Origin of the sequence: Rhodococcus sp. NPDC059968 (genome assembly GCF_042738615.1) — a bacterium.
Lineage (GTDB): Bacteria > Actinomycetota > Actinomycetes > Mycobacteriales > Mycobacteriaceae > Rhodococcus_F.
Window position 1 is genome coordinate 1 of the sequence record NZ_JBHWUE010000066.1, and the last position, 25,196, is coordinate 25,196.

A 25,196-nucleotide genomic window follows, 5' to 3' on the forward strand; every position below is an offset into this window, starting at 1 on the left:
CATACCTCTATCGTGTTTTTTTTGGGGGGTTTTTTTTTTTTTAAAACTCCCCCCCCGCGGGGGGGGGGGGCCCCCCCCCCCCCGCCGCGATCAGTACCGAGGAAATCAAGGCCCGGATCGAGGCCATGTTCGCCGACGACCGCCCCCATCAGCAGCGTGAGGCGCGCTGACACCGTCCCCGCGGTCGATCGAACGGAGATCGTCGCCAATACTGCCCTGCTGCTGGTGCTCGCGGGAGTCGGCACCATCGCCGCCCCGCACATCCGTGTGGGGCGAACCGGCAACCGCGGTGCATCGTCGCACGGGGGCGCCGGTGATACGTCCAGATCTGCCGGTCGGAACACCCACCATGTTGTTCGGCCGATAATCGGGTACAAAGTGCTGGTGTCGGATCGGGGGCGCAACGCCGCGATATTCGGTGAGGTCATGGCGAAGTTCGAGGTGGAGCACGACGACCCCGACTCCATCCGCCGTACGCGCCCACGACGCCGAGGACTGCCGAACCCTGCTCTCCATCCTGGGAATCCTGCCCGGGCCCGACACCCCGGCTGATCCGTAGCATCTCGTACCCCCGGTGTGCGGTGCCGCGTCCGGCGGAGAACCGGCACCGTGCCACAGCCCGTCTCACGGGCTGCTCCCCGACCGACCTTCTGTGGCTTCCCCACGATCATCGTCGCCCTCGAGCAGGGACCCACGTCGGCCGCGCGATGTCGGCCCAGCGCGTTCACGGTGACCCCCCACCATGTCCTCGTCGACCGGATCGCCGTCGCGCGCCCGAGTCCGTCACCGCCGTGCGGCCGCGCCCGCGGCTGTACGGCTCGTGGTGCCGGTTAGTTCTCGGCTAGTTCGGGTCGGGGACGCGGTCGCGGCCGACGAGCTCGTTTTCGATGTCGGTGAGCCGGTCGAGGGCGAGGTCGCGGTCGGGGGCGCCGGTCGGGGTTTCGCCGGTGGCGATCGAGGTGAGCCAGTCGCCGTCGAGGGTGAGTGTGTAGACGGGCCGGTGTGCGGCGGCGGCCTCGATGATGGATGCCCTGGCGGCGTCGATGAGTTCGGTGACTGCGGTGCGGAGGTCGAGGGCGGCACCGGTCTGGGTGGTCGCGTCGTCTTCGGCGGCGATGGTGAGGGTCCAACTGATCATGGCGGTGCCGTCTCTCGGTGTGTGGTTGGGGTTGTGGTGTGAGTATGCCGGGGAGCTCGGACGTGTTGCCGGGACCGGGCTGGCGGGTCCTGTAGAGGATCCGGGCCCGCGGATTGTCAGCGGCAGGGCACCCCGGCCGTCGCTCGGCGGTTCATGCGGGCGTTGACCTGTTGAGATCGCCGAGACGTCGATCAGCGAGGCGCCGGCCCCAGTGTGTGGGACCCGCCCCAATACTCGATGTCCTCGTCGAAGCTGCTGTCCGATGATTCGTCTCTCACCGTGGCGCATCGTTTCCCCTGGTCGCATATCTGTCGCGCGGACCGCGGCAAGGCTCCGCAGCTGCGCACGAGCGCATGTGCCGGGAGCGGCCCGGGTGCGGGTCAGTTCGGCGGGCTATACACCCGGGCCACTCTTCGCGGCTCTGCCCTTGCGCAAATCTACGGTAGACTTCTATATAGAGGTGAGGTCGAGGGTACGTGCCCGGGTACCGAGGAGGGGACATGACGCCAAAGACCGCAGGCTCGAGCTCCGAGTCCGATCCGCAACCACAGCACAACAGCATGAGTGACCACGAGTTCATCGCCCGCATGCGAGCCGAGCTGCACAAAAGGCCGAGCATGCGGCTGGTCGCCGACAGGGTCACCCACATCATGCTGGCCGGACGAATCGATCGAGACGACCCGATCCTCGAGCTCATCGAATCGGACGACATCCTCGACGAGAAGACGGTGCTCAGTGACGCCGTCGAACACATCCTGTCGTTCCCGCACCTCTCCGCCAAAGAGGTCGCAAACACCTACGGCAAGAACTGGGCCAACCCCAGCGATGCGCTGCGCAAACTCAGCGCCAAAGGCGAGGTCATCGGCCTCAAGCGGGCCGGGAAGTTCCGGTATCCGCAGTTCCAGTTCTCCCCGTCCGACGAGGCGAATCAGGTAGTGCGGGAAGGCAACGTGGCTCTCGGTGCCCGGGACGATCCGTGGGGTGTCGCGTCGTGGTGGCTCTCGCCCAACCCGTCGACCGACGACCGCAAGTCCCCGGTCCAACTGCTCGGCGAGGGGTCCCTCGACTCCGTGCGCGCGTTGCTGCGAGCCGAGATCGCCGACGACCTTGCCTAACCGCCCACCCCCGGCATCGGTGACCGCGCACGTCGGGTCGCTCACCGCGGGAACCAAGCTCTGGCGCATCCACTCCGGCGACCCGAGCCGGGGCGCCCTGACCCTGAATCCGACCCCGGCGGGAGCGGGAGGCGGACGGTTCGACTCCTCCGACGGGTCGTACCACTACAGCTATTTCGGGGAGGACATCTCCACCTGCATAGCGGAGACCTACTGCCGGTCGCTGCCACCCGATGATCTCGTTCCGAGAATCCTGCGGAAGGCCAAGCTGGCCGGTCGAGTCCTGTCCCAGGTCACCGTGACCGACGATGTCCCGGTCGCACTGGTGCACGGCTCACATCTGGCGGCGATCGGTCAGGACACCTGGCTGACGAAATGCGGCCCCGTCGACTATCGGACCACCCGGGACTGGGCGGCAGCCATCCTGCACGGGACCGACGGGGTTCTCGGTATCAAATACCGGGCACGCAACGACGAGGACAAATTTTCCGTCGTCATGACGATCAAGCCCAATGCCGCTGTGGGACTGCATGATCTGATGGCCGTGTCTCGGGGACCGATCAAGCTCGATGACCGAGCCGGGTTGGAGCTGGTCAGATCCCATCTCTCGACGTACAACGCAACACTCATCTGAGCGTCTGCGTCGATCTCCCACTGCCTGTCACCGGTGTTGGGTGTGGGAGATAAACCCATGAAAAGCCAACCGTCCGTACAGTATTGTTCCCTGCCTATCAACGACGCCGTGACAGACCACCTAACAAAGGACATCCATGGGACGCTCGAAGAAAGCAACGCAGGACACGCAGGCCGCGAAGAAGAGGCGGAACAAGGCCAAACGACAGACCCGCGGCACAAACCCGATCGCGAACGCGAGTGTCCCCGACTCCAGGGCAATGGTCCTCAGCAACCCATTCGACGCGACCGCAGAGAGGGCGCTCATCGAACTGGCACCGGAGCTGACCGTCGACGGTTACCACAAACTCCGCGACACTGGCGACAACCCGAAGCCCGATGAGTACGACCTTGTCGATCCCACCCTCACGCGGATGCTCGAGGGTCGCCGCGAGTGGGAGAGCTACGAAGACGGGACGTGGGATCACGTTCCGAACCGGGAACACGTCGCGACGGCGTGGGGTGAGTTCGCCCAACCATTACACATCGCGGTCGGCTATACCGCCGCCGATGGACCCCGGTGGGAGGTCCACCATCCCGCCCCGGACGAGGATTTTCGCGCCCCCGCCGAGACCTACACCAGCCGAGACGCCCTCCTCGCCGAACTCGACCGACTCGAACACCTGGGCCACCAACCGATAGATACCCGATCAATTCCCTAAACCAGCAGGCAGCACGTCGGGGGTGTGTCGCCCTCGACCTTGTGGACGACACCTTCAGGGTTGTCGACGCAGACTTGTCCACCTGGGGTCCCATACGCCGTAGTCGGCATCACCCTCGGACGGGCGATGCGGCGTCAGTGGGCGTCGTGGAAGGCTTGGACGATCTCGGCACGGATCCGGCCCCGGGAGGGCATCTCGTAGCCCTGTTCCGTCGCCCACTCCCGGATCTTCTTGACCTCGCCCGTCCTCGGAGTCGATCCGATCGGGTCCGTTACCCGATTCGAGCGGTGCTTCCTGCCTCCGACCCTCCTGGAATGCGCAATGTAGTAGTCGAGAGCGTCGCGGAACTCCTTGGCGTGCTCAGCCTTGAGATCGATCTCGTACTCGACCCCATCAACCGCGTAGTGGATGCTCTCCCCCGCGTCGCCGAACACTGTCCCGTCGATATCGTCCACCAACTCCACCACAGCCCTACGCGCCACGGATTCCACTCCCACCGTCATCGATACGAACGAAACAACAGTCCTTGGGCCGGACAACGCATCACTGCTAGCTACGCTAGCTAGGATTGCATCGCACCAAAGAGCCGGCGCCGAGTCCCGTCGTCGCACAGCACCCTGCCATCGTTGTGCGAGCCGCCGCCGCAATCCTTCGAAAATCCTCATCAACGGCTCCAACCGGCGTTTCACCCGACGATCCCAACACACGCGACACCCCTCGTCGCTTTCGTCACCGTGATGCACTTCGAGCGCCGGTCGCCCCGTACCGCCCCTCCGATCACCCCGTCTGAAGACCGAACATGAAGCTGTAGAAGCACTCTCAGGCCTACGTGCGCGGCATCATCGGCATCCGCCGGGCCGGATACACGTAGGGCTGCCGCAACCCCCTGTGTCCACCGCCGCCTGTGCCCACCGCCACTCCCCCGCGCAGGGGTTCCGCTGGCGTAGTGGCGGCCCAGCCCCATCCAAGGCGCTCGGGCGTCCGACCAGCAGACGAATCGGACGACCCGGCACCGTCAGCAGTCGCCGGAACGTTCGGGCCCGGGGACTGCGGAAAAGCTCAGTGGGTTTCGCGAAGGGAAACGCGACCGTCGTCTGCTTCGGCGGCACGGCACCGTTCTTCGTCATCGGCAGCGTGGCGGTGACGTAACCCCAGCTTGGTTCGGTCCCCCGGGGGCACGGTCTCTGGCTGGTTCTTTCCGCCGGCCGGGGTCGGTCTACCCGGTGGATCCTGGCGTGCTCGGGTCGGCGGTGAGGTCGTCGGTGTCGGCGAAGACCAGGCGCCCGTCGTCGAGGGCGACAGCCCACCGGTGCACCGGCGCCCAGGCATGCCCGCGCTCCTCGGTGTCGGTCAGCTCGGCGTAGTCCTCGATGATCCGACCGGTCTGCGCCGGTTCGGACGGCCGGCGCACCAGCACCCGCGCGCCCGCGCCGAGTGGACCGGGTTCGGGTGTCGGACTGTGATCCTTCTTCTCGGGCATCGGTCTGCGCCTTCCGCTCGGCTACCCGTCTGGATCGTAAGCACCTCGCCGACGAAACCTCATGCGAGGCGCTGCCAAGGGGCTGAGCGATCGACAACGATCCGACCGGGCTCCGGTGAGTGCGCCTCGGCCAACGGCGGTTCCCATTGCTCACTCGGCGGGTTGCCGGAGTACCCTGCGGCCGCGGCGGGTTGCCGACGAGCACCAGCTCACCGCCATCCCCGGACTCGGCCGCACCGTCCGCGACACCCCTGAACCTGATCCACGACCCGCACCAGCACGGCAAGGAATCCGATTCCGCCCAAGGCTCTCCGGGCGAGATTCCCTCGCTGTGCCGGTCGGCTTTCGCTGTCGCAGAGGAGAATGGTCTGACCCTCGAGGAGTTGGATCAGAGCTTCGGATACCTCTTCTGCAGGCTCCGGCTTCTCCTCGGTGAGGGAGAGACGCCCGCCCGAGCCTGCACATGGTGTAAACAACGGGGAAATGAGGTAACCGCAGGCAGCGGCCGATCCGAGGGGAGCAACGGTGTTCGAGAGGTTTACCGACCAGGCGCGGCGCACCGTCGTCCTGGCCTCCGAAGCGGCCCGGGCCCACCACCACGACTATCTCGGAACCGAGCACCTCCTGCTGGGCCTCATCAGCGAACGTGACGGCGCAGCGGCGCGAGCGCTGGAATCGTTCGGCGTGTCGGCGGCCGTCATCGACAGCCGGCTCACCACCGGTCACGGAGAGCAAGCAGCCCGATCCGGGCACATCCCGTTCACCCGGCACGCCAAACGGATCCTCGAACAGAGCCTGCGTGAAACTTCTCTGCTCGGCCATGAGCGCATCGGCACCGAACAGATCCTCCTCGCTCTCATCGACGACCGCGAATCGACCGGCGCACGGTTGCTCGGCGAGGTTGTACCGGTGGACTTCGAGCAACTGCGGCAGCACATCCTCCGAGAAGTCACCGAGCACCGGCTCACCGCAGAGCTGGGGTTGGGGCCGACACATCTCACCAACCTCAGGTTGACCGACGCCGAACATGCGTTGTGCGTCGCCGCGGCCGCCGAGGCCGGCCAACCCCTCGACGCGTGGATGCGAGACCGGATCCTGGACGCGGCACGTGCCGGCGACTCGAGTACCGACTAGGGCCTGCGCCTCGGGCGGCACCGAGCGACCGGACGTCGCGGCGGGTCCCCGGCACGATTCTCGACAAGTTGGAGGTGGCGAGGTGCCTCCGCGTGGCCTGTTGCGAGGCTAACTGGAATCTCCGCGCTGGATTCTGCGTGCGCTCGTATGAGGCAGCCCGGCGTGCCGAATTCCGGCCGGGTGCACGATGATGATGGGATGCGGACGAAGCTTCACGAGCAACTCGACGACCTGACCGATCGGCTGGCGCTGATGTGTCACTTGGCCGGTGAGGCCATAGGAGTTGCCACAGATGCCCTCGTCCAGGCCGACCTGCCGCTGGCGGAACAGGTGTTCGACCTCAATGAGCAAATCGAGGGGGCGCGGGGTCCGTGCGAGGATCAGGCGATGGCGTTGCTGGCGCTGCAGGCCCCTGTCGCCGGGGACCTGCGCCAGGTCGTCACCGGTGTGCATCTGGTGTCGGATCTGAGCCGGATGGGCGGGCTTGCGCAACATGTGGCCGCGAGTGTGCGCCGCCGGCACCCGAACCACGTCACCTCCGGGGAGGCGGAAGAATTGCTGACCCGGATGGGCCGGGTTGCGACCGAGTTGGCCGGCCTCGCCGAACAGGTGCTGCGCGGGCGTGATCCCGAGCTGGCCGCCGAGCTCGGCAGGCGGGACGACGAGCTCGATGATCTGCACCGCCGACTGCTCACCCTGATCCAGGACCCCACCTGGGAGGGCACCATCCCGACCGCGGTCGACGTGACCTTGTTAGGACGCTTTTACGAACGTTTCGGCGACTACACCGTCGTGGTCGGGCGCCGGGTGATCTTCCTCGTGACCGGTGAACAGTTGACCCCGTAGGTCGCCGAGACAACCGTCGGTGTCACCCGGCCGTTCGTCCGCCCGGTCGCGCAGGCTCCACCGAGCTCGTCCTCTTGCTTCACCCCAGCCGCATGCACTGACCACATCTGCACTGGGCCGGGATCAGCAAGGACCGCAAGGCGTCAGGGTGTCGGTGCGTAGTCGAGGAGTGCAGGTTGGCCGCCGGTTCCGGTGGGCACCGGATAGAACGTGTGGTGGGTGCTCGGGTCGACGACGACCACGTGCGCTCCGTTCGCCAGGTGACCGGAGCCGACCCCGGTGAGGTGTCCGCCGTGTTGGTCGAACACGCTGACGGAGCCGGTCTCGGACGCAACATACAGGCGGTGGGCGCCTTGGTCGTAGGCGAGCACATCGGGTTGCTTGCCAACCGCATTAGTACCGGTGACCTGCCAGGTCACCAGGTCGACGGAGATCAGGGTGGCATTGTCCTCGCAGGCAACGAACGCCAGCCGCGCCGGCGGGTCGAGCGAGAGTCCGTGGCCGCTGTCGCATCCCGGCAACGGAACTCGCCGCGTGACGTCGAATGTCGCAGGATCGATGGCGGCGAGGTCATCGCGGCCCTGAACGGCGACCAGCATCTCGTCGGCGACGGGATCGTAGGCGACGTTACCGACGTCGCCGCCGAGATCGACTGTGCCGCGCACCTGTGCGGTGACCGCGTCGATGACGGTTTCCGATCCACCGGATTCGTTGGTGGTCCACACCGCCCCGCGCTTCGGGTCGTAGGCGATCCCGTCCGGATAGTCACCGGTCGGGGCCTGCACGATCACGGCGCCGGTGTCCTCGTCGAGGATGACCAGGCGGTTGTCTCCGGTGGCGGTGACGTAGACCCGGCGCAGCTCGGGAACGACGAGGACGCCATGCGCCTGGGACAGGTCCGGGATCGTCCGGACCACCTGCCGACTGTGGAGATCGACCTCGATGACCTCACTCGCCCCCAGGTGGGCAAGGAACAGCAAACCCCGCTCGGGGTCCAGACTTCCGTAGTCGAAACGAGAACCGTCCCCGGGAAGGGTGATCTCCCCTACCCGTTGCAGTGGAAGCGCCCCATCATCGGCCGTCGGTGCTCCGCGCGAACATGCCCCGACCAACACAAACCCCACCACCAGCGCGGGCGGCAGCCGCCGTGCTGGTCTGGCGCTGCGATCGGCACCTGTCATCGTTCCCATCCGTTTCCTCGGGACGATCCAAAACCACCGTAACCGTGGTTACAGCGAGCCGTCCAGGGCGGCTCCGCGGACCGCGACGGTCGCAGGTGGACAGGAATGATGCAACCGTGGTTACATCACTCTTGTGGAACCGACACCGACACCCGATGAGCGCCCCGACGAGTGGGTGATGCTGGTATATCGCATCCCCCGCGAGCCCTCGACGCCGCGAATCGCGGTGTGGCGCAAGCTCCGCAAGTACGGCGTCTTCCAGCTCGCCGACGGCGTGGTCGTGTTGCCGGCGTCACCGCGCACCCGTGAGCAGTTCGAGTGGGTGGCCGAGGAAGTCGTCGAGGCGGGCGGCCAGGCGGAGGTGTGGACCGCCGCCCCCACCACCAAGGACCAGCGGGACCGGATGCGGGCGAAGTTGTCGGCGGACCGGGGCGCCGAATACGACGAGATCACCGATGCCGCCGAGGCCACGCGGTTGCTGCCCGACCCCGCCGGGCGGGCCAAGAAGCTCACCCAGCTGCGCCGCCGCCTCCGGGAGATCGACAAGCGCACCTTCTTCCCGACCGCGCAGCGCGACGGGGTGGAGGCGGCACTCACGGAGTTAGCCGCCGGCCACACCGTGGAAGCGCAGGTGCCGCGATGAAGTGGGCGACCCGCGCCGGGATCCACATCGACCGCGCCGCCTGTGCGTGGCTGATCCGCCGCAACATCGACCCGGACGCGCAGTTCCTGTGGGTCACCGACCCCGCCGCCGTCCCCACCGATGCGACCGCATTCGACATGCGCGGCGTCGAACTCTCGCACCATCACGGTGATTGCAGCTTCGAGACAATCCTGCGCCGCTACGAGCTCACCGACCCGGTGCTCTGGGTGCTCGCCGAAATCGTCCACGAGGCCGACATCGACGACGGAAAATTCGACGCCCCCGAGGCCCCCGGCCTGGATTCGGTGCTGCGTGGGCTGTCCCTGACCGGTACCGACGACGACACTCTCGCCGTGGCCACCCGCATCTTCGACGGATTGTACGAGTTTCATCGCCAACGTGTCCTGTCCGGCCGCGAACCGTCCTGACCCCGGGTGCGGCCCGAACTTCCTGCCCCGACCCGACTTTCATATTTCGGAGACCGACGTGAGCAGTAACGAACCCACCACCCACGCCACACCGACCAGCTCCTCCCGGCGCGACCTGATCCCACTGCGCGAGGCGACCTGGGCGTGGTTCCTGATCTCCCTACAGACCTTCGGCGGCCCGGCCGGGCAGATCGCCGTCATGCAACGCACCCTCGTCGACGAAAAACGCTGGATCGGGCAGAAACGGTTCCTGCACGCCCTGAACTACTGCATGCTGCTGCCCGGCCCCGAGGCCCAGCAGCTCGCCATCTACACCGGCTGGCTCCTCAACGGCACCATCGGCGGACTGATCGCCGGGGTGCTGTTCGTCCTGCCCGGCATGATCGCGATGCTCGGCCTGGCCGCGATCTACGTCGCCTTCGGCGCCACCACCATCGTGCTGGCCATTTTCGCCGGCATCGCCCCCGCTGTGCTGGCCGTGGTGGTACAGGCCGTCACCCGGGTCTCCAAGCGGGCGTTGACCCGGCCCGCGCACGTGGTGATCGCGGTCTGCGCGTTCCTTGCGTTGGCGTTGTTCGCGGTGCCGTTCCCGATCGTCATCGCCGTGGCCGGGTTCGCCGGCTGGCTCATCGGCCGCCGCACCGGCGGTGCCGACCGCAGCAGTACAACCGAGAGGGACACCGACGAGACGCCGCCGCTGATCGCCGACGACGCCCTGCACGCCGACTCCCCCAGCCTGCGACGGGCGATCCTCGTCCTCGGTGTCGGCGTCATCGCCTGGGCGATCCCCATGGTCGCGGTCGTCCTGTTCACCGGCCGGCACAGCGTGTTCACCGAACAGGGAGTGTTCTTCTCCGGCACCGCACTGGTCACCTTCGGCGGCGCCTACGCGGTCCTGGCCTACGTTGCCCAGCAGGCGGTGGAAACCTACGGCTGGCTCGCCCCCGGGGAAATGGTCCGCGGCCTCGGCCTGGCCGAAACCACCCCCGGCCCGCTGATCATGGTGGTGCAGTTCGTGGCGTTCCTCGGCGCCTACCGCAACCCCGGCGACCTCGACCCCTGGGTCGCGGCCACCATCGGCGCCCTGCTCACCACGTGGGTGACATTCGTGCCGTGCTTCGTGTTCATCTTCCTCGGCGCCCCCTACGTCGAACGGCTCCGCAACAACACCCACCTGACATCTGCGCTGAACGGGATCACCGCCGCCGTGGTCGGGGTGATCGCGAACTTGGCCCTGTATTTCGCCGTCCACACCCTTTTCACCGACGCCTCCCTGCTGCACTGGGGGCCGATCCACCTGCTGGTACCGGATGTGAGCACGATCCGCCCGGTCGTCGCGGTCATCGCGGTCCTCGCCGGGGTGATGATCTACCGGCTGCGCTGGTCGGTGCTGCGCACCCTCGGGGTGTGCGCACTCCTCGGCCTCGCCGCCGGCCTGGTCGGACTCCCGGTCACCTGACCCGAAGCACACCCATATCGCCACTCTGGAAAGGATGCGATGCGAATGACCTCACTTGCTGCCGGCACCGCGCTGCTCGCCACCGCCGAAATCGGCGATGAGGGTCAGCTGCCGGTCTGGCTCACCCTGGCGATCATCGCGGTGATGGTGATCGCCGCACTTGCGTTGGCGCGCAACAACAATAGTCACAAACGAGGACACTGAACTGGGTAAACTTCAGTGCAAGTGAGGTGCAGTGATGCGGACAGCGGCGAAGCTCCAAACCGAGGATCTGCGGTGGGCATGGGTCGCGATCGCGACCGCCGTCGGTGTCCTCGGCGTGCAGGTTCTGCCCCCGATCTACCTTCTCCTCTTCCTCGCTGCGCTGCTCGGGTTCACCGGATTGCGCATGTTCGGTACCGACAACCACCGCACCACGGGTGCGACACTCGCGTCCATCAGCGTCGGCTTGTTGATTCCGGTCGGAACGGCACTGGTCCTGCAGGGCGTCAACTCCCTGTGACACGAGACATCAGGAGGCCGGTCCGATCGGAACTCCGACAAGCGGCGTGCGTCCCGGCCAGCGCACGAGTGCTGAAGCCAGGGACCGTCGGCACCCGGGAGGTCGTCCCGGGTGCGGTTGTGGCGAGCCACCGCCATCGTCTTCGAAATACGACGCGAGCAGCCCGACCAGGCCGGTCCCGGCCGGTGTTCGACACCCCACGCCCGCAGTCGGAGGATGCCGGTGCCTCACGGACAGGGGTCCGGGCGTGTCACACACCTGCAGAGGTCCACACCCCACGCGAGTGAACCACCGGCGGCGGTCAGCACCTGGCACCCCCGGAAGGGACCCGGCCGCATGCCTCGCGTGTCCGGTTGAACGGCCCGGCTGCAATCGGCCTGCGGCAGGGAAAAGTGTCGATTCCCCCAGGTAAAGGGCCTAGGATTGGGCACTGTCGGGCGGCTGTCCGGCGCTTACGCTCGGGCAGGAGTGGCCGATGACGAATGCAAAACCGCAGCCGATGGCGTTGGGTGATGATGCCGCGCGCACTCTGGCGAATGCGACGAAGTCCGTTCCGCAGATGGAGTCGATCACCCCACGGTGGTTGGTGCACTGCCTGAGCTGGATCCCGGTGGAAGCCGGTATCTACCGGTTGAACAGGGTGGTGCATCCGGAGTCGGTCGATATCAAGTGTGACAACTTCGACGAGTCCCCGCTGCCGGAGACGTTTGTCGATTACGAGAAGGAGCCGCGGGAGTATCGGCTCAAGGCCGTTCACACCATTTTGGACGTGCACACCAGGGTGTCCGATCTCTACTCGAGCCCGCACGACCAGATCGCGCAGCAGCTGCGGCTCACGATCGAGGCGATCAAGGAGCATCAAGAGGGTGAGCTGATCAACAGCCCGGATTATGGGTTGATCGCGAACACGGCGAACAAGCAGAAACTCTCCACGGTCGGTGGGCCCCCGACGCCGGACGATCTGGACAATATGATCGCCAGGGCGTGGAAGGAGCCGGCCTTCTTCCTGACCCATCCCGAGGGGATTGCCGCGTTCGGCAGGGAATGCACGCGCCGCGGTGTACCGCCGCCGACCGTGAGCATGTTCGGTTCCCAGTTCGTGACATGGCGGGGCATCCCGATCATCCCTTCGGACAAGGTCAAGGTCGAGGGCGGTAAGACGAAGTTCCTGCTGATCCGAACCGGCGAGTCCCGCCAGGGCGTGGTCGGTCTGTACCAGCCGGGCCTGGCCGGCGAGCAGGGGATGGGCCTGTCGGTGAAGTTCATGGGAATCGACCGCAGCGCGATCGCGTCGTATCTCGTCTCGCTGTACTGCTCGCTCGCGATCCTGACCGACGACGCGATCGCCTTGCTCGAGGACGCGGAGGTGGACAAGTTCCATGACTACGCCCCCTCATACCGGAAGTGAGCCGGACGACCAGCCAGGTTTCGGCGGATGGGACCTTCCCGACGAAGCGACGTTGAACAGGCTGGCCGGCGAGTACTTCTCGCGCCTACCGGGGTCGGGTGCCGCCGTGTCACCGGTAGCTGCCGCGACAGACGGCGCGAGTCAGCCAGGTCAGGTGCCGGGCGCGTCGCTGGACACGGTCACCGTTCCCCAGGGGTTCGAGGACCAGGTTCCCGCCGGGTCCGTACCGGCCGCAGGTCCGCCGCCTTGGGCGCCGTCGAATGTCACCACGACGTCTCCGTCGTCTGGTGCCGCTCCATCGCACGGCGCCGATATCGCCGTGGCGAAGGAAGGCGATGTCGCCTCGCCGGCTGGTGCGATTGCCGAGCCCTCCGCGGTGTCGAGCGCAGCCCCCACGTCGGCGTTCTACTTCCTCGACCCACCGACCGGTTATCGGCCCGGGTCGGGCGGGGTCGACACGACTTCTGGGTATGCCGTCCCCCGGTCGGCGCAGGAGATTCCCTCGGTGTCCGCCCGGGACCTCGGGTCGATGCCCTCCCTCCCGTCTTCGGCGGCAGCAGTGCCGAGCCTCTATTTTCTCGACCGAAGCACGAGAGTGTCGGACAGTGCGCCGCCGATCGGGCGGGTCCAGCCGCATGAGCCCGCCACTGCGGATGCGCATCCCGGATTCGACGTCAACGCGATCCGGCGCGACTTCCCGATCCTGGGCGAGCGGGTGAACGGTTATCCGTTGGTGTGGTTCGACAATGCCGCCACGACGCAGAAACCGCAGGTGGTGATCGACCGGATCAGTTATTTCTACGAACACGAGAACTCCAATATTCACCGCGCCGCACACGAATTGGCTGCCCGATCGACCGATGCCTACGAGCAGGCACGGCAGACGGTGGCGCGGTTTATCGGTGCCTCTTCGGCGGAGGAGATCATCTTCGTCCGCGGCGCCACCGAGGCGATCAACCTGGTGGCGCAGACGTGGGGACGTAAGAACATTCGCGAGGGCGACGAGATCGTGATCGCGCATCTCGAGCATCACGCGAACATCGTCCCGTGGCAGATGCTGGCGTCGGAGACGGGCGCGGTGATCCGGGTGATCCCGGTGGACGACTCGGGGCAGTTGATGATGGGGGAGTACACCAGGCTGCTGTCGGACCGTACGAAGCTCGTGGCCGTGGCCCAGGTGTCGAATGCGCTGGGCACGATCACCCCGGTGCGCGAGATCGCGGAAGAAGCGCACCGTGCGGGTGCGATCGTCTTGGTCGACGGTGCGCAGTCGGTGCCGCACACCAGGGTCGACATGCAGTCGCTGGATCCGGATTTCTTCGTCTTCTCCGGGCACAAGATCTTCGGCCCGACGGGGATCGGCGTGTTGTACGGCAAATCCGATGTACTGGCGGATACCCCGCCGTGGCACGGCGGGGGGAACATGATCACCGACGTGACCCTCGAGCGGTCCACCTATCAGCTGCCACCAGGGAGGTTCGAGGCCGGTACCGGAAGTATCGCCGACGGAGTGGGGTTGGGTGCTGCCATCGAGTACGTGGAGCGGATCGGGATCGAGAACATCAACCGTTACGAGCATGTCCTGCTCGAATACGCCACCGCAGAACTGAAGAACGTTCCGGGGTTGCGGCTGATCGGTACCGCGGCGGAAAAGGCGAGCGTGATCTCGTTCGTGCTCGCCGGGTACGAGCCGCTCGAGGTGGGTAAGGCGCTCAACTCGAAAGGTATCGCGGTGCGCGCGGGACATCACTGCGCGCAACCGATCATGCGGAGGTTTGGTGTCGAGGGCACGGTGCGGCCGTCGTTGTCGTTCTACAACACATGCGAGGAGGTGGACCGGATGGTCGCCGTCCTCCACCAACTGGCCGCCGATGCCGGTCGGCGACACTGATCCGCCTCCACCACCGTCGGCCATAGACGGCCTGGAAGTAGCGGCGTGGAATTTGGGTCGGCAGGTCCAGGCCCGGAGATTTCTTGGCCGAGTGCAGGGCATGGGCGGGGTCGAGTTCGATCTCGCGGGGCGGGTTTCGGCGTCTGGGCCAGATCGCCCACGACCATTGCCGATCACTCGCCGTACCGCGGCGCACGGTCGGCGCAGTCGGCGGCGAATCTCTGACCGAGCGCGCCCGTACCCATGGGACGACGATCCAGTTCAGCGTGCCGAGGAGCGGGTAAGCTTCGGCACGTGCAGACCCGCCGTGAGCTGCTGCTCACCCGTCGCCGCATAGTCGATCTGTGCCGCGTCGGTGGTTGTTGTTGCCTCTGTCGCTGATCGCCCATCGGCGTGGCCTTCGAATCGTTGCGAAGCAAATAGCTGACTACATCCCGTTTCGGTGATCGACTCGATCGCGGTCATTCGCATTCCTGCCATCCCCTGCCAAATCCTGTGAAGGAGCGTGGCGATGTCCACATCCTCAACCCAACCCGCCACGACGTCGGCCGGCGATCAGGTCGATGTCCGCGGCCCCAGGTTCGCTGCCTGGATCACCACTGCGGTGCTTGTCGCGGTTCTGGTCGCGACCGCGTTCTCGACCGTCGTTGCCGGTGTCATCCTCGCCGTGCAAACTCTCGTGTTCGCAGTCGCTGCGCTGGTCGGGCCCAAGCGCAGCCCGTACGGCCGCATCTACGCGAAGCTGGTAGCGCCGCGCAACGGGCCTCCGCCCGAGCGGGAGCCGATCCCGCCGCTTCGGTTCGCCCAACTGGTCGGCTTCCTCTTCGCCGCCGCCGGTCTGATCGGGTTCGCGCTAGGCGCCCCGGTCGTCGGGGCGATCTTCACCGGCTTCGCGTTGTTCGCAGCGTTCCTGAATGCTGCTTTCGGTATCTGCCTCGGTTGCCAGATCTACCCGCTGGTCGCTCGATTCAGGTCGGCGACGCCGCCGGCGAACAGTTCTCCTCACCGCAGTCCCGTGCCCGTTCCCGACGAAAGGAAAATCATGGCTCGCGCCGACGTCCTGGTCTCCACCGACTGGGCCGAGACGAACCTGAACGCCCCCAAGATCGTCTTCGTCGAGGTCGACGAAGACACCACCGCCTACGACGGCGGCCACATCGAGGGCGCCGTCAAACTCGACTGGAAGAAGGATCTGCAGGACGGGGTACGCCGCGACTTCGTCGGTCGCGAACGGTTCTCCGAGCTCTTGTCGTCCCGGGGAATCGCCAATGACGACGAGGTCGTGCTGTACGGCGGCAACAACAACTGGTTCGCGGCCTACGCCTACTGGTATTTCAAATTGTACGGCCACGCCGACGTCAAATTGATCGACGGTGGACGCAAGAAATGGGAACTCGAAAGGCGCCCGCTGTCCACGGAGGTCGTGCGCCGAGACCGCACTTCTTACGAAGCCGCCGAGCCTGATCTGTCGATTCGCGCGTTCCGCGACGAGGCCCTCGACTCCATCGGTGTCAAGAATCTGGTCGACGTCCGATCGCCCGACGAGTTCTCCGGCAAGATCCTCGCACCGGCTCATCTGCCGCAGGAGCAGAGCCAGCGTCCGGGCCACATCCCGGGCGCGGTCAATGTGCCGTGGAGCAAGGCCGCGAACGAGGACGGCACCTTCAAATCCGACGAAGAGCTCACCGAGATCTACCGCGAGGCCGGCCTGGACGGGTCGAAGGACACCATCGCCTACTGCCGCATCGGTGAGCGTTCCAGCCACACCTGGTTCGTGCTGACGGAACTGCTCGGCCACGACAACGTCAAGAACTATGACGGGAGTTGGACCGAATACGGCTCGCTCGTCGGCGTACCGATCGAACTGGGAGGGTAATCAGGCTGGTATTGGTCGCTGGCTGTGCTGGACACCTGAAAGCCGCGTCCCGTTCCGCATCCGGTTGCGAGGGTGGTCATCAACTCGTCGGGCGGCAAGGTCGGTTCTCCTCCGCTGCTGTTGAAGGGACTCGTCCGCCAACTCACGACGGCGAGGCCGGCAAACGCCGACACAACACAGCCACTCTCTGGGGAAGGTGCGGCATTGGCCGTCGCGGACACGGATGGTGCCGTCTGCGTAGCGGACGGCCTTGATCGCTTGGAGTACGCCGTGTTCGCGGATCGATTCGGTGAGCTCGGCGAGCATGGCCGGGTCGACGGTGTCGCGGGTGTTGGGTTCGATCTCGGCCTCGGCCGGGTTCAGGTAAACCAGTTCCGCGTGTGCGGCGGTAGCGATTTCGGTGGTGTTTGCGGTCATGGTGCTCTCTCTCCTAGGGTGAGAGGAGAACACCGGGCAGGGAACAGCTGTCCGGTGTTTCCCTTTTCTCCGTGGGACTTTGGCGGTGTCAGGCGGTCCTGAGCATCTGCGTCGGCGAGGCTGCGAACAGGTCGTTGTTGATCTGCGCGACCAGCTCGCGGGCGACCAGCTCGAGGATCGGTCGCGGGTCGGTCTCCCATCCGGCGAGGATGACGGCCCGACCCCGGATCGGGATGTCGGTGCCTGCCCCGTAGCGGGCAACGATCGCGCGGGCCGCGTCGTTCTCGGGCTGGCGGGGGTCGAAGCGGTGGTTGGCTCCGGCGAGCAGGCAGGCGATACCGGGTCGGCCGTTGCCGCCGATCGGGTAGGCGGCGAGGCGGTAGTCGTGGACGGCGTCCAGGGCCGCGCCGCGCCCGTCGACGATCCGGCGGCTGGTCCAGAAGTCGTCCACTCGCATGTCGTGACCTGCAAGATTCCGTCGGTGTCGACGGTGATGCCGGAGATGGTGTCGGTGCTGCGGGTCATGGGGGTTCTCCTTCGGTGATGGGGGTTGGGGTCAGGCGGTGAGGCCGAAATCGGCCGGGTTCACCGGCCGGTGTGCGGCGAGGATGCGCGGGTCGTCCCGGTCCAGGTCGAAGACCATGCCGAGGAGGACGGTGCGGGTGTCGGTGTCGGTGTCGGTGTCGGTGTCGGTGTCGGTGTCGGTGTCGGTGTCGGTGTCGAGGTCGAGGTCGTCGAAATCCGGATCACCGGGGACGGCGAGTTCGGCGTAGATCACGCGCGCGACGTTCGAACGGGTCGAAGACGGAAATCGAGAATGATGGTGTTGCTCAACGGAACCTCCCGTGCTCGGATCAGGCCACCTGCTGCGCCCTGATCGTTCTTTTTGCCCTGCTGGCAAGGGAGAGTCGGATCGGCGGTATCAGGACGGGGTGCAACCCCTGGGCCGAAGAAAGTTTTCGCGGGGAGCCTGCGAGTCGCGAAAACTTGTTCGGAGCCGCAGGCCGGCGCAGCCGCCAGGGGTTGTTCCCCGGCCACCCGTCGATCAGGATCGGAAGGCCAGCAGGTCAAAAGAGCGATGTTCTTCTTCCAGGGCGGAGCGCAGCGCAGCGCAGCTCGATTCAGGGGACACCGCAGGTGGCCTGGTGACCGCCGGAGGCGGGTACATCGGGAAGCCGGACACGCCGCGACAAGCCGACCAGTAGGGATCAGTTTCGTGTGAGGCGAGAGAGGTCCAGGGTGATCAGTCGGGCTGTGTGGGGCGTCGCGCCTGGCGGCGGGCGTGCCGGGCCATCAGGTGTGCCTTGTGCTTCTCGCTGCGGATGATCTCGTCGTTCACGGCGTGCTCGATCAGTCCGGGCTGGTCGAGCACACGCCGGGCGGCCAGGCGGACGAGCTCGGTGCGATCGGACTCGACCCGGGCGGCCAGTTCATCGAGCTTGTCGCGCAACGGGTCGTCGAAGTGCACCTTGATCGTGGCGGGATAGCTCTCGGGCCGCAGATCACGCAGTGGGGCGATGGTTTCCAGGTCGGCGGCGAGGTCACCAGGCTCGTCGAGGAGGCGCCGTAGCGCGACCCGAAGAAGTGCGGTGTTGAGCTTGTCGCCGTATCGGCCGGCGAGATACCAGATCCGCTGCCTGCTGGACGGGGTGACCATCACGTCGACCCGGTCGGACAGTCCGGTCCGCTCGGCTTCCCGGAGCATCGGGTGCTTGTAGCGGCCGGGCGCTTCCTGGAACCGGTGCAGCGCGACCCGCATGAGTGCGCTGACCGTGGTGTCGTGTTCGGCGGCCAGGTCCGCGAACTGCTGCATGGTCTCGGGTTCGAGCTTGATTTTGACCATGACCAGCGGAATCGTCCGAAGGACTTCCGAGAGCCGACGGTGTTCCGCAAGAGCCGGACCGACGCTTTGTGGTTTGGTGACAAGTCGTCGGCAGGCCACGCGGATCAGCGCCCCGAATCGGCGCGGGCCGATGGCCTCGGCCATCTCGTCGAGTCTGCGTTTGGTCTCGGAGTCGAAGCGAAGTCCGATCGGATCGCCCACCGGGATCCGGCCTGGCCTCGTATGCGTCATCCCTCGATCTTCTCGTCCGACCCTGCGCATGGTTGTGCCCCGGCATCGGGGGGTGACGCCGGGGCACAGGGGGATGTTCTGAAACAAGATTTGGGGGGATGCTCCAGAACGAACTCGAGTCTACGGATCGTCACCGACAGGCGATCGCGCGGCCACAAATCGAAGTCAGACGGATTTGGGAGGAGTGAACCACCGATCCGCCTGTGGTTGCGCCCCGTCGCAGGGCGGGGTTCGCACTGTCTGCCCGCAAGTCCGGCAGTAATGGGAACGATGCCCGCTCATGCCGGTTGCTACGGCGGCATCACACCCGCAGACCTCCCAGCCGACAAGGCAATTTCCGCCGACCAACAGATGGTTGTTGGGGCATCGAACCGGAGCCTCCTCGGTGAACTTCACCACCCGATTCTATTCGCACATGCGTTCGACTCGAGGTACTGTGGGCAGTGCCCCGGTTCGGAGGGAAGCCGACCGGGGCATACACTCTTCACCACCGTTGACCTGCGTTTTCGGTGGTTTAGGCACGGAGGAATTGGCTCGTGATGATCGGCGAAACGGTGATGTTACATCCGCAGGGGATCTCGAAGTTCAAGATCATCTCCATCGAGGACGGTGATGCCCTCATCGAGTCTTTGGTGGACAGCCCGGGCACCTATCCGTTCCGGGTCCAGCTGAAGTTCCTCGTACCCGCGACCTGATCTACTGTGCCCGCGGTATGACGCCGCAGCGGGCTCTCCACGTGACAGATGCAGAACGGCCCCTGTGGAACTCTCCAGGGGCCGTTCTGGTGTCTCTACGGTTGTGCCCGCCTATCTACATGAGGGCGTGCCGGTCCCGGTCATGGATGATCTGGTCGGCCAGCCGGTAGACCGCGAATTCGTCGGGGATGCCGACCTTGGTGGCGGCATCTCGGGCCGCGATGAACGCCCGGACCTGCTCGTCCCCCGATGCGCGGTCCCGGTTCAGGAACGCCTGGCGTGCGTCTGCGAGGTCCTCGAGCACCCACCACTGGAAACGGTCGAGACCGGCGGCGATCTCGGCGATCCGCGCCCGCTCCAACTGGCGGGTGCGCCAGCGGTCCGCCAGGTCGGAACCCCCGAGCAGGAAACCGAAAACGACGGCGCAGACCGCGGTGATCACTGCGCGTCCCGTCGCGCGGCCGCAGACCTTCCCGGCTCCCGGATGACGGACTTTGCCTGCTCTCGGGTGACGGAGACCAGGGCGACGGTCGCCGTGATCGCGGCCACGAGGATCAGTAGCAGCGGCAGCGAGAACTCGGACGTGAACACCGCAGAGGCGGCCGTGGCCACGAAGGCGAGCACCGCGAGGGCCCAGAGGGCCCGGGCCGCCGCTGCCTGGTCCTTGAGGTGGGCGGCCGAACCGCCGACGACCAGCAGGGCGCCGATCCACAGGGTCCAGGTGGTCATGGCGGTGCGGGTCCTCCCAACGGTCGGCGGGCGTGAAGTCTCGTGACAGGGTGTCATGCCACGCTCCAGCGCATCCCGAGCCCTTCCCTGCGCGGCACCGACCCGGGTGACGAAGGCCCCAGGGCTGGTAGGCGCGGGCAGCCTTCTCCTGCGCGGCGTTATTGGTCATCGCGGCGGTCCCATCACTACTCACGGGCGACGTCCCGCATTCGCCACCACAGTGGGTGAATCGGCTGTCGTATTTCCGGGGAACCTGACCCTCGAATGCCATCGGAATGGATGATGCGGCATCCACGGTGGCTCGGGTCAGCCGTTCGACAACCGGCTCTGACCACGAAGACAACAGCGCCTGATGACACCCAATAGCGGGAACGCGCTCCCGGTAACACGGGATCGGAACGAGTGAGCCATCATCAGGGCCATGCCAGCGCGCCTCGATCGCATGATCTACGTCGATGACTCGGGTCATCCGCAATCCGGACTAGCAGTGTACGGATGGATCGAGTTCAGCCCGGACCGTTGGCGATCGGTTCTTCGTAGCTGGTTGGACACCCGCAAACTCCTCTGGCGCGAGTTCGGCATCCCGATCACCACCGAGCTGCACACCACCGATTACGCGAACGGGCGTGGCCGCATCTCCAAACGTATCCCCGAGCGGCACATCCACGACGGCCGCGAATACTGGAAAGACTTCGGCCGCGAAGTCGCACACCAGTGCTTGGAGACCCTGCGGTGCACCGAGGGATTGACCCTCGGCGCGGTCTACCGATGGGGGAAACCCGATGACCTTGCACGAACCAAGAGGGAGCTGTATGCCGACCTCGTCAGCCGTGTCGAGTGTGAGCTGGCCGCAACCGATTCGCTGGGTCTGATCTTCATGGATGGCGATGGCAGCGACAGCTCGTACCGGACAACCCACCGGGGTCTTGCCTTGGCAGAACGCCGCGTCATCGAGGATGCCATCCACATCGACTCCTCGGGATCGCAACTGGTCCAAATGGCGGATCTCGTTGCGTGGTCAGCCAACGTTGCGGTGGACCACCATCCGAAGAATGAGTTTGCTGCTCAGTGGTACAGCGACTACTTGTCGGAGCGCGATCCCAAGCGGCGACCACAGGAAATGTAGACCCTAGAAACAGCTAGACCCCCTGCTCCACAGGTGTGGGGGGGTCTGCAACAGCTAGATTACGCTGCTGATCCACATGGAGCAAACTGGCGTGACGGCCTGTAGGCGATTCCCGACGCTCCTAGTGACCACCGGTTCCGGGCTGATGCGCTGGCCGGTTCCACTGCCCGCCCCTCGGACGCACCTGATGTAAGCACACGGACCGTGGCGGGGCGGTGCGTCTCACAGAAATCCTCAAAAGCACTGGTGCACACCCACTTCAACAAACTACTTGACGCCACGGAAGCTGACTGAATCCAAGACCGCCAGCAGCCTCACCCGGCCGAATCTGCCCGCCAGGTCCGGGCTCATGAGCGGCTCCGCAGCCGTGAGCCCAGCTGGAAGGCCCCGTCGAGGACGTCGTAGACCTCGTTCAACATCCGTTGCGAGAGCTGCGTGAAGCAACGCACGCTCACGAAAGTTGTTCATCCTTCATCGTGCCGAGCTCCCGCGTGCTGAATTGCTCTGACTGGTCCTCGAGCACCCCACCACTCGAAGCGAAGGTGACACTGTCCGCGATCCCGAGCCCCATGCGAGCTCGCTCCGACCGGTACCTGCGTCACCGGTCCGCCAGGGCCGATCCCGGTAGCCGGCGTTGGTTCAGGTGCCGGCGTTGGTTCAGGTGCCGGCGCCACGGCCACCCGGTTGCCGCCGTAGTTCCTCGATTGTCTGCTCCGCGGCGCGCAGTGCGGTGGTCAGTGCGTCGACACGGTCGGCGGCCGATTGCCGGACCTCGGCCAGTTGTGCGGCGTGATCGGCGCGAACCTGGTCGCGGTCCGTACGTGCCTCGGTGCGTTGGTCGGCGAGTTCCCCGCGAAGGCGGTCCACATTCTCGCGGCTTTCCTGTACGGCGGCTTGCGCTGTGGCGGTCTGCGTTTCGGCTCGGGTCTGGGCGAGCTGAGCCTCGGCCTCGGCGGCCGCGATCCTCTCCTCGGCGTCGGCCTGGATGCGCTCGAGTTCCGCGCGTGCCTCACGTTCACGGTTCGCCACGTCCTCCACGGCGGCAGCGGTCTCGGTCTGGGTCCGCGCCAGTTCCGCGTATGCGTCCTCTGCGGCGGCGTCGGCCTCCTCCCGTGCCTGCTGATGTTCACGCGCCCGGGTCTCGGCGTCACGGCGGCGACGTTCCTCCTCGCCCCGCAACCGTTCCGCTTCGGCTACTTTCGCAAGCGCCTCGACGTGGGCCTGATCGACCTCGGCGGCGACGGCCTCGACATCGGTCACCGAGGCGATCGTCTCGGTCATGGTCTCGAGGAAACCGCGGAGCTCCGCGAGACGACGGGGCAGCTCCTCAAGCTGTACACCGAGGGTGGCCCGTGCCATCGACACCGGCGCCGTCACCCCACCGTCATCCCCGGTGACTGACGGCTCGGCCTGCCCCGCGCCGACGGTCGCGAGCCGTCGGCGCTCCTTCCACGCGTTGCCCTTGTTGTGCACCGGGCCACCGGGATCGGCCTGTCCGCAGTACTTGGACGGCCTTCCCGCCTTCGGATCGTCCAGGCTGGGTCGACTGCACCCGCCGGGGAACTCGCACCGTCCCCGGCGATCGCCCGGGCCGTCGATGTCGTTGGTCGTCACCGCACCCACTCTACTCGTTTAGTCGCTTTCGTATCTATAGTTCCGTTTAGTTGTATCTTAAAGAGACGTAACTAAAGACACTTAACTGAACTACCTCCCGATGAGATCGTGGGTGGTCGTTCTCGGTCGATCTGGCGCGTTTCTCACATAGGTGGTGCGGCGTTGGCGCAGTTTCTCGCCTGGGTGGGCGCATGATCGGGTGTGTAGTTGGCGTACAGAAAGTGCCGCTGAGATTGATCTTGCTGGAGTCCGTCTACTTCGTCGGGGCCTCGATCTGACGGGGCACGGCGCCGGCGCGTAGTTCGCGGAGGTCCGGGATGTGGTTGTAGAGGGTGCCGGGGGAGACGCCCAGCAGCTTGGCAATCGAGGTGATCGAGCGGCCGGGGTCGGGCAGCAGGTCGCGGGCGGCGCGGATGATTGGACAAATCCAGAGAAGAGCGATCGCTGCGAAGTTCGCTACATGGTCTCCAACTCTCTGGCGACCTTCGCGACTGCCTCCGCGACAGCGGGGGCGACGCGAGGATCGAGCGGGCTGGGAACGATCTTGTCTACAGCCAGCTCGTCACCGACGACCGAGAGGATTGCCTCGGCGGCGGCGAGCTTCATACCTTCGGTGATCCGGCGGGCACCGGCATCGAGCGCACCACGGAACACCCCGGGGAAGGCCAGCACATTGTTGATCTGGTTCGGGAAATCACTGCGCCCGGTCGCCACGATCGCCGCATGCTTACGGGCGACGTCCGGGTGGATTTCCGGGTCCGGGTTCGACAACGCGAACACGATCGAATTCTCCGCCATCGTCGCGATCAACTCCTCCGGCACCGTGCCCGCGGACACCCCGAGGAACACATCCGCCCCGTCGAGCGCTTCGACGATGCCGCCGCGGCGGCCGGCCGGGTTGGTGCGCGCGGCCAGATCCACCTTGACCTCGTTCAGATCCTGGCGATCCTTGGAGACGATGCCCTTGGAGTCGAGGACCGTCACGTCGGCGATACCCGCGGCGAGCAGGATGTTCGCGCAGGCGACACCGGCGGCGCCGGCACCGGAGATGACCACCCGCAGCGCGGACAGCTCCCGGTCCTGCACCTTGACCGCACCCTTGAGGGCGGCCAGGACCACGATGGCCGTGCCGTGCTGGTCGTCGTGCATGACCGGGCAGTCCAACGCCTCGATGACCCGCTTCTCGATCTCGAAGCAGCGCGGCGCGGAGATGTCCTCCAAATTGACCGCACCGAAACTCGGGCGCAGCCGGATCAGGGTCTCGACGATCTCGTCGGGGTCCTTGGTGTCGAGGACCAGCGGGATCGAGTTCAGGCCCGCGAAGCTCTTGAACAGGGCGGACTTGCCCTCCATCACGGGAAGCGAGGCGCGGGGGCCGATGTCCCCGAGACCGAGCACCGCGGAACCGTCGGAGACGACGACCACGAGGCGGCTGGTCCAGGTATACCGGTCGGCGAGGGTCTCGTCGGCGGCGATGGCGCGGGACACCCGCGCGACACCGGGGGTGTAGGCGATGGACAGGGCGCGCTGGGTATCGAGGGCGGTCGTGGTCTCGACCGAGAGCTTCCCCCCGATGTGGCCGGCGAAGATCTCCTCGTCGGTCAGCTCGACCTGTTTAAGAGCCTCTGTTGTGATCACCACGTAGTCCTTCTGTTGTCGCGCGAAACCACGCGGAACCAATGATTTGCCGATCCGGAAATGGGTCTTCGGCGGCGGTTCGGTGGGAAATCGGACCGCCATCCCTACCGCTCCGCAGACGAGTCGAGAGCGCGTCAACTAGGACTAGGCGAGCGGTGAGCCCTCCGCCGTAAGAGGGTATGGGCCACGTACCGATCAGACGCTCACGTTAAAGGTCCGATCAGATTCAGAGGGTCTGTGCTGCAGTGCATTCAAACACGTCGACATTCGACGGTCAGTCTCCGAGGTACCACCCCAGACACCATTTTCACCAACCTCGATCGCGTGGTTGCGGCATTCGTGCTGGACGGGACACTGATGGCAGATCTGCTTAGCGGCGTGCTCTCTGCGGGCCCTCGCGCCGCGACCTTCGCCGTCGTAGGAGAAGAAGAACTCGGTATCCATCGATCGACAGCGGGCTTGCATTTG

At 66.0% G+C, this 25,196-nt stretch carries 30 protein-coding genes and 1 pseudogene; 17 read left to right on the forward strand and 14 right to left on the reverse strand.

Annotation, left to right across the window (positions count from 1 at the left end; all coding sequences use genetic code 11):
* The first annotated feature begins 156 nt into the window (after positions 1–156).
* A complete protein-coding gene (locus ACFWAY_RS37050; protein ID WP_378514035.1) occupies positions 157–552 on the forward strand; it encodes a hypothetical protein in 396 nt (131 codons plus the stop codon).
* A 289-nt stretch (positions 553–841) separates the two neighbouring features.
* On the opposite strand, the gene ACFWAY_RS37055 is transcribed toward ACFWAY_RS37050, so the two are convergent.
* A complete protein-coding gene (locus ACFWAY_RS37055) occupies positions 842–1,138 on the reverse strand; it encodes a hypothetical protein (RefSeq protein WP_378514036.1) in 297 nt (98 codons plus the stop codon).
* Between the two features lie 500 nt (positions 1,139–1,638).
* On the opposite strand from ACFWAY_RS37055, the gene ACFWAY_RS37060 reads away from it, so the two are divergent.
* The 3 genes from ACFWAY_RS37060 to ACFWAY_RS37070 all read left to right on the forward strand — a co-directional run bounded on the left by ACFWAY_RS37060 (position 1,639) and on the right by ACFWAY_RS37070 (position 3,587).
* Positions 1,639–2,253, forward strand: a complete 615-nt coding sequence (locus ACFWAY_RS37060; RefSeq protein WP_378514037.1) for a hypothetical protein — start codon at positions 1,639–1,641, stop codon at positions 2,251–2,253.
* A gap of 19 nt (positions 2,254–2,272) precedes the next feature.
* Positions 2,273–2,887 carry an RES family NAD+ phosphorylase gene (locus tag ACFWAY_RS37065; RefSeq protein WP_378514038.1) on the forward strand — a complete coding sequence of 205 codons (615 nt, stop codon included), beginning with the start codon at positions 2,273–2,275 and terminating at the stop codon, positions 2,885–2,887.
* A 136-nt stretch (positions 2,888–3,023) separates the two neighbouring features.
* The gene (locus ACFWAY_RS37070) at positions 3,024–3,587 is read left to right on the forward strand and encodes a hypothetical protein (protein ID WP_378514039.1); all 564 of its coding nucleotides are present in this window, start codon (positions 3,024–3,026) and stop codon (positions 3,585–3,587) included.
* 134 nt (positions 3,588–3,721) lie between these two features.
* Here the strand turns inward: ACFWAY_RS37070 and ACFWAY_RS37075 are convergent, their stop codons facing one another.
* On the reverse strand, positions 3,722–4,069 hold the full coding sequence (locus ACFWAY_RS37075) for an Lsr2 family protein (protein WP_378514083.1): 348 nt from the start codon (positions 4,067–4,069) through the stop codon (positions 3,722–3,724).
* A gap of 734 nt (positions 4,070–4,803) precedes the next feature.
* A complete protein-coding gene (locus ACFWAY_RS37080; protein WP_378514040.1) occupies positions 4,804–5,067 on the reverse strand; it encodes a hypothetical protein in 264 nt (87 codons plus the stop codon).
* Positions 5,068–5,592: 525 nt separating this feature from the next.
* Between ACFWAY_RS37080 and ACFWAY_RS37085 the strand changes: the two genes are divergently transcribed.
* On the forward strand, positions 5,593–6,201 hold the full coding sequence (locus ACFWAY_RS37085; protein ID WP_378514041.1) for a Clp protease N-terminal domain-containing protein: 609 nt from the start codon (positions 5,593–5,595) through the stop codon (positions 6,199–6,201).
* A 198-nt stretch (positions 6,202–6,399) separates the two neighbouring features.
* Complete coding sequence (phoU, locus tag ACFWAY_RS37090) at positions 6,400–7,047, forward strand: phosphate signaling complex protein PhoU (RefSeq protein ID WP_378514042.1); 648 nt, start codon at positions 6,400–6,402, stop codon at positions 7,045–7,047.
* A 143-nt stretch (positions 7,048–7,190) separates the two neighbouring features.
* Here phoU and ACFWAY_RS37095 read toward each other — a convergent pair whose 3' ends face one another.
* Complete coding sequence (locus ACFWAY_RS37095; RefSeq protein WP_378514043.1) at positions 7,191–8,237, reverse strand: YncE family protein; 1,047 nt, start codon at positions 8,235–8,237, stop codon at positions 7,191–7,193.
* Between the two features lie 124 nt (positions 8,238–8,361).
* Between ACFWAY_RS37095 and ACFWAY_RS37100 the strand changes: the two genes are divergently transcribed.
* The 7 genes from ACFWAY_RS37100 (at position 8,362) to ACFWAY_RS37130 (ending at position 14,559) form a co-directional block, all read left to right on the forward strand.
* A complete protein-coding gene (locus ACFWAY_RS37100) occupies positions 8,362–8,871 on the forward strand; it encodes a Chromate resistance protein ChrB (protein WP_378514044.1) in 510 nt (169 codons plus the stop codon).
* Positions 8,868–9,299 (forward strand): chromate resistance protein ChrB domain-containing protein, encoded by a 432-nt coding sequence (locus tag ACFWAY_RS37105; protein WP_378514045.1) that lies wholly within the window; start codon positions 8,868–8,870, stop codon positions 9,297–9,299. Before ACFWAY_RS37100 ends, ACFWAY_RS37105 begins: the two co-directional genes overlap by 4 nt.
* 58 nt (positions 9,300–9,357) lie before the next feature.
* Positions 9,358–10,758: a chromate efflux transporter gene (gene chrA / locus ACFWAY_RS37110; RefSeq protein ID WP_378514046.1), complete on the forward strand. Its 1,401-nt coding sequence runs from the start codon at positions 9,358–9,360 to the stop codon at positions 10,756–10,758.
* 45 nt (positions 10,759–10,803) lie between these two features.
* Complete coding sequence (locus ACFWAY_RS37115) at positions 10,804–10,962, forward strand: hypothetical protein (RefSeq protein WP_378514047.1); 159 nt, start codon at positions 10,804–10,806, stop codon at positions 10,960–10,962.
* A gap of 34 nt (positions 10,963–10,996) precedes the next feature.
* Positions 10,997–11,260, forward strand: coding sequence for a hypothetical protein (locus tag ACFWAY_RS37120; protein WP_378514048.1), 264 nt, complete (start codon positions 10,997–10,999; stop codon positions 11,258–11,260).
* Positions 11,261–11,735: 475 nt separating this feature from the next.
* Positions 11,736–12,668 (forward strand): family 2A encapsulin nanocompartment shell protein, encoded by a 933-nt coding sequence (locus ACFWAY_RS37125; RefSeq protein ID WP_378514049.1) that lies wholly within the window; start codon positions 11,736–11,738, stop codon positions 12,666–12,668.
* A complete protein-coding gene (locus ACFWAY_RS37130; RefSeq protein WP_378514050.1) occupies positions 12,640–14,559 on the forward strand; it encodes a family 2A encapsulin nanocompartment cargo protein cysteine desulfurase in 1,920 nt (639 codons plus the stop codon). Before ACFWAY_RS37125 ends, ACFWAY_RS37130 begins: the two co-directional genes overlap by 29 nt.
* Before the next feature lie 261 nt (positions 14,560–14,820).
* Here ACFWAY_RS37130 and ACFWAY_RS37135 read toward each other — a convergent pair whose 3' ends face one another.
* The gene (locus ACFWAY_RS37135; protein WP_378514051.1) at positions 14,821–15,024 is read right to left on the reverse strand and encodes a hypothetical protein; all 204 of its coding nucleotides are present in this window, start codon (positions 15,022–15,024) and stop codon (positions 14,821–14,823) included.
* Positions 15,025–15,070: 46 nt separating this feature from the next.
* Here ACFWAY_RS37135 and ACFWAY_RS37140 point away from each other — a divergent pair.
* Positions 15,071–15,514 (forward strand): annotated as a pseudogene (locus tag ACFWAY_RS37140) (DUF4395 domain-containing protein); the annotation flags it as partial.
* An 87-nt stretch (positions 15,515–15,601) separates the two neighbouring features.
* Positions 15,602–16,435 (forward strand): sulfurtransferase, encoded by an 834-nt coding sequence (locus ACFWAY_RS37145; protein WP_378514084.1) that lies wholly within the window; start codon positions 15,602–15,604, stop codon positions 16,433–16,435.
* Here ACFWAY_RS37145 and ACFWAY_RS37150 read toward each other — a convergent pair whose 3' ends face one another.
* From ACFWAY_RS37150 to ACFWAY_RS37165, 4 genes are all read right to left on the reverse strand, one after another.
* Positions 16,436–16,852 carry a hypothetical protein gene (locus ACFWAY_RS37150; protein ID WP_378514052.1) on the reverse strand — a complete coding sequence of 139 codons (417 nt, stop codon included), beginning with the start codon at positions 16,850–16,852 and terminating at the stop codon, positions 16,436–16,438.
* 88 nt (positions 16,853–16,940) lie between these two features.
* A complete protein-coding gene (locus ACFWAY_RS37155; RefSeq protein WP_378514053.1) occupies positions 16,941–17,309 on the reverse strand; it encodes a hypothetical protein in 369 nt (122 codons plus the stop codon).
* A 99-nt stretch (positions 17,310–17,408) separates the two neighbouring features.
* Positions 17,409–17,630 (reverse strand): hypothetical protein, encoded by a 222-nt coding sequence (locus tag ACFWAY_RS37160; RefSeq protein ID WP_378514054.1) that lies wholly within the window; start codon positions 17,628–17,630, stop codon positions 17,409–17,411.
* A gap of 465 nt (positions 17,631–18,095) precedes the next feature.
* Positions 18,096–18,926, reverse strand: coding sequence for a ribbon-helix-helix protein, CopG family (locus ACFWAY_RS37165; RefSeq protein ID WP_378514055.1), 831 nt, complete (start codon positions 18,924–18,926; stop codon positions 18,096–18,098).
* A gap of 536 nt (positions 18,927–19,462) precedes the next feature.
* Here ACFWAY_RS37165 and ACFWAY_RS37170 point away from each other — a divergent pair.
* Positions 19,463–19,621, forward strand: coding sequence for a hypothetical protein (locus ACFWAY_RS37170; RefSeq protein WP_378514088.1), 159 nt, complete (start codon positions 19,463–19,465; stop codon positions 19,619–19,621).
* A gap of 115 nt (positions 19,622–19,736) precedes the next feature.
* On the opposite strand, the gene ACFWAY_RS37175 is transcribed toward ACFWAY_RS37170, so the two are convergent.
* Positions 19,737–20,063 (reverse strand): hypothetical protein, encoded by a 327-nt coding sequence (locus tag ACFWAY_RS37175; protein WP_378514056.1) that lies wholly within the window; start codon positions 20,061–20,063, stop codon positions 19,737–19,739.
* The gene (locus ACFWAY_RS37180) at positions 20,060–20,350 is read right to left on the reverse strand and encodes a hypothetical protein (protein WP_378514057.1); all 291 of its coding nucleotides are present in this window, start codon (positions 20,348–20,350) and stop codon (positions 20,060–20,062) included. Before ACFWAY_RS37180 ends, ACFWAY_RS37175 begins: the two co-directional genes overlap by 4 nt.
* A gap of 442 nt (positions 20,351–20,792) precedes the next feature.
* On the opposite strand from ACFWAY_RS37180, the gene ACFWAY_RS37185 reads away from it, so the two are divergent.
* A complete protein-coding gene (locus ACFWAY_RS37185; protein WP_257226455.1) occupies positions 20,793–21,476 on the forward strand; it encodes a DUF3800 domain-containing protein in 684 nt (227 codons plus the stop codon).
* 657 nt (positions 21,477–22,133) lie between these two features.
* Here ACFWAY_RS37185 and ACFWAY_RS37190 read toward each other — a convergent pair.
* From ACFWAY_RS37190 to ACFWAY_RS37200, 3 genes are all read right to left on the reverse strand, one after another.
* Entirely contained in the window at positions 22,134–23,090 is a 957-nt protein-coding gene (locus ACFWAY_RS37190; protein WP_378514058.1) for a hypothetical protein, read from the reverse strand.
* Positions 23,091–23,546: 456 nt separating this feature from the next.
* A complete protein-coding gene (locus tag ACFWAY_RS37195) occupies positions 23,547–24,731 on the reverse strand; it encodes an NADP-dependent malic enzyme (RefSeq protein ID WP_378514085.1) in 1,185 nt (394 codons plus the stop codon).
* Positions 24,732–24,923: 192 nt separating this feature from the next.
* Positions 24,924–25,193, reverse strand: a complete 270-nt coding sequence (locus ACFWAY_RS37200; RefSeq protein WP_378514086.1) for a WhiB family transcriptional regulator — start codon at positions 25,191–25,193, stop codon at positions 24,924–24,926.
* Positions 25,194–25,196 lie beyond the last annotated feature (3 nt).

Excerpts from the sequence above, each read along its gene's own strand:
- ACFWAY_RS37055 (WP_378514036.1), bottom strand. The coding sequence starts at position 1,138 with ATGATCAGTTGGACCCTCACCATCGCCGCCGAAGACGACGCGACCACC.
- ACFWAY_RS37060 (WP_378514037.1), top strand. The coding sequence starts at position 1,639 with ATGACGCCAAAGACCGCAGGCTCGAGCTCCGAGTCCGATCCGCAACCA.
- ACFWAY_RS37070 (WP_378514039.1), top strand. The coding sequence starts at position 3,024 with ATGGGACGCTCGAAGAAAGCAACGCAGGACACGCAGGCCGCGAAGAAG.
- ACFWAY_RS37080 (WP_378514040.1), bottom strand. The coding sequence starts at position 5,067 with ATGCCCGAGAAGAAGGATCACAGTCCGACACCCGAACCCGGTCCACTC.
- phoU (WP_378514042.1), top strand. The coding sequence starts at position 6,400 with ATGCGGACGAAGCTTCACGAGCAACTCGACGACCTGACCGATCGGCTG.
- ACFWAY_RS37095 (WP_378514043.1), bottom strand. The coding sequence starts at position 8,237 with ATGGGAACGATGACAGGTGCCGATCGCAGCGCCAGACCAGCACGGCGG.
- ACFWAY_RS37105 (WP_378514045.1), top strand. The coding sequence starts at position 8,868 with ATGAAGTGGGCGACCCGCGCCGGGATCCACATCGACCGCGCCGCCTGT.
- ACFWAY_RS37115 (WP_378514047.1), top strand. The coding sequence starts at position 10,804 with ATGACCTCACTTGCTGCCGGCACCGCGCTGCTCGCCACCGCCGAAATC.
- ACFWAY_RS37120 (WP_378514048.1), top strand. The coding sequence starts at position 10,997 with ATGCGGACAGCGGCGAAGCTCCAAACCGAGGATCTGCGGTGGGCATGG.
- ACFWAY_RS37125 (WP_378514049.1), top strand. The coding sequence starts at position 11,736 with ATGACGAATGCAAAACCGCAGCCGATGGCGTTGGGTGATGATGCCGCG.
- ACFWAY_RS37130 (WP_378514050.1), top strand. The coding sequence starts at position 12,640 with ATGACTACGCCCCCTCATACCGGAAGTGAGCCGGACGACCAGCCAGGT.
- ACFWAY_RS37135 (WP_378514051.1), bottom strand. The coding sequence starts at position 15,024 with ATGACCGCGATCGAGTCGATCACCGAAACGGGATGTAGTCAGCTATTT.
- ACFWAY_RS37145 (WP_378514084.1), top strand. The coding sequence starts at position 15,602 with ATGGCTCGCGCCGACGTCCTGGTCTCCACCGACTGGGCCGAGACGAAC.
- ACFWAY_RS37150 (WP_378514052.1), bottom strand. The coding sequence starts at position 16,852 with ATGACCGCAAACACCACCGAAATCGCTACCGCCGCACACGCGGAACTG.
- ACFWAY_RS37155 (WP_378514053.1), bottom strand. The coding sequence starts at position 17,309 with ATGCGAGTGGACGACTTCTGGACCAGCCGCCGGATCGTCGACGGGCGC.
- ACFWAY_RS37165 (WP_378514055.1), bottom strand. The coding sequence starts at position 18,926 with ATGACGCATACGAGGCCAGGCCGGATCCCGGTGGGCGATCCGATCGGA.
- ACFWAY_RS37180 (WP_378514057.1), bottom strand. The coding sequence starts at position 20,350 with ATGACCACCTGGACCCTGTGGATCGGCGCCCTGCTGGTCGTCGGCGGT.
- ACFWAY_RS37185 (WP_257226455.1), top strand. The coding sequence starts at position 20,793 with ATGATCTACGTCGATGACTCGGGTCATCCGCAATCCGGACTAGCAGTG.
- ACFWAY_RS37200 (WP_378514086.1), bottom strand. The coding sequence starts at position 25,193 with ATGCAAGCCCGCTGTCGATCGATGGATACCGAGTTCTTCTTCTCCTAC.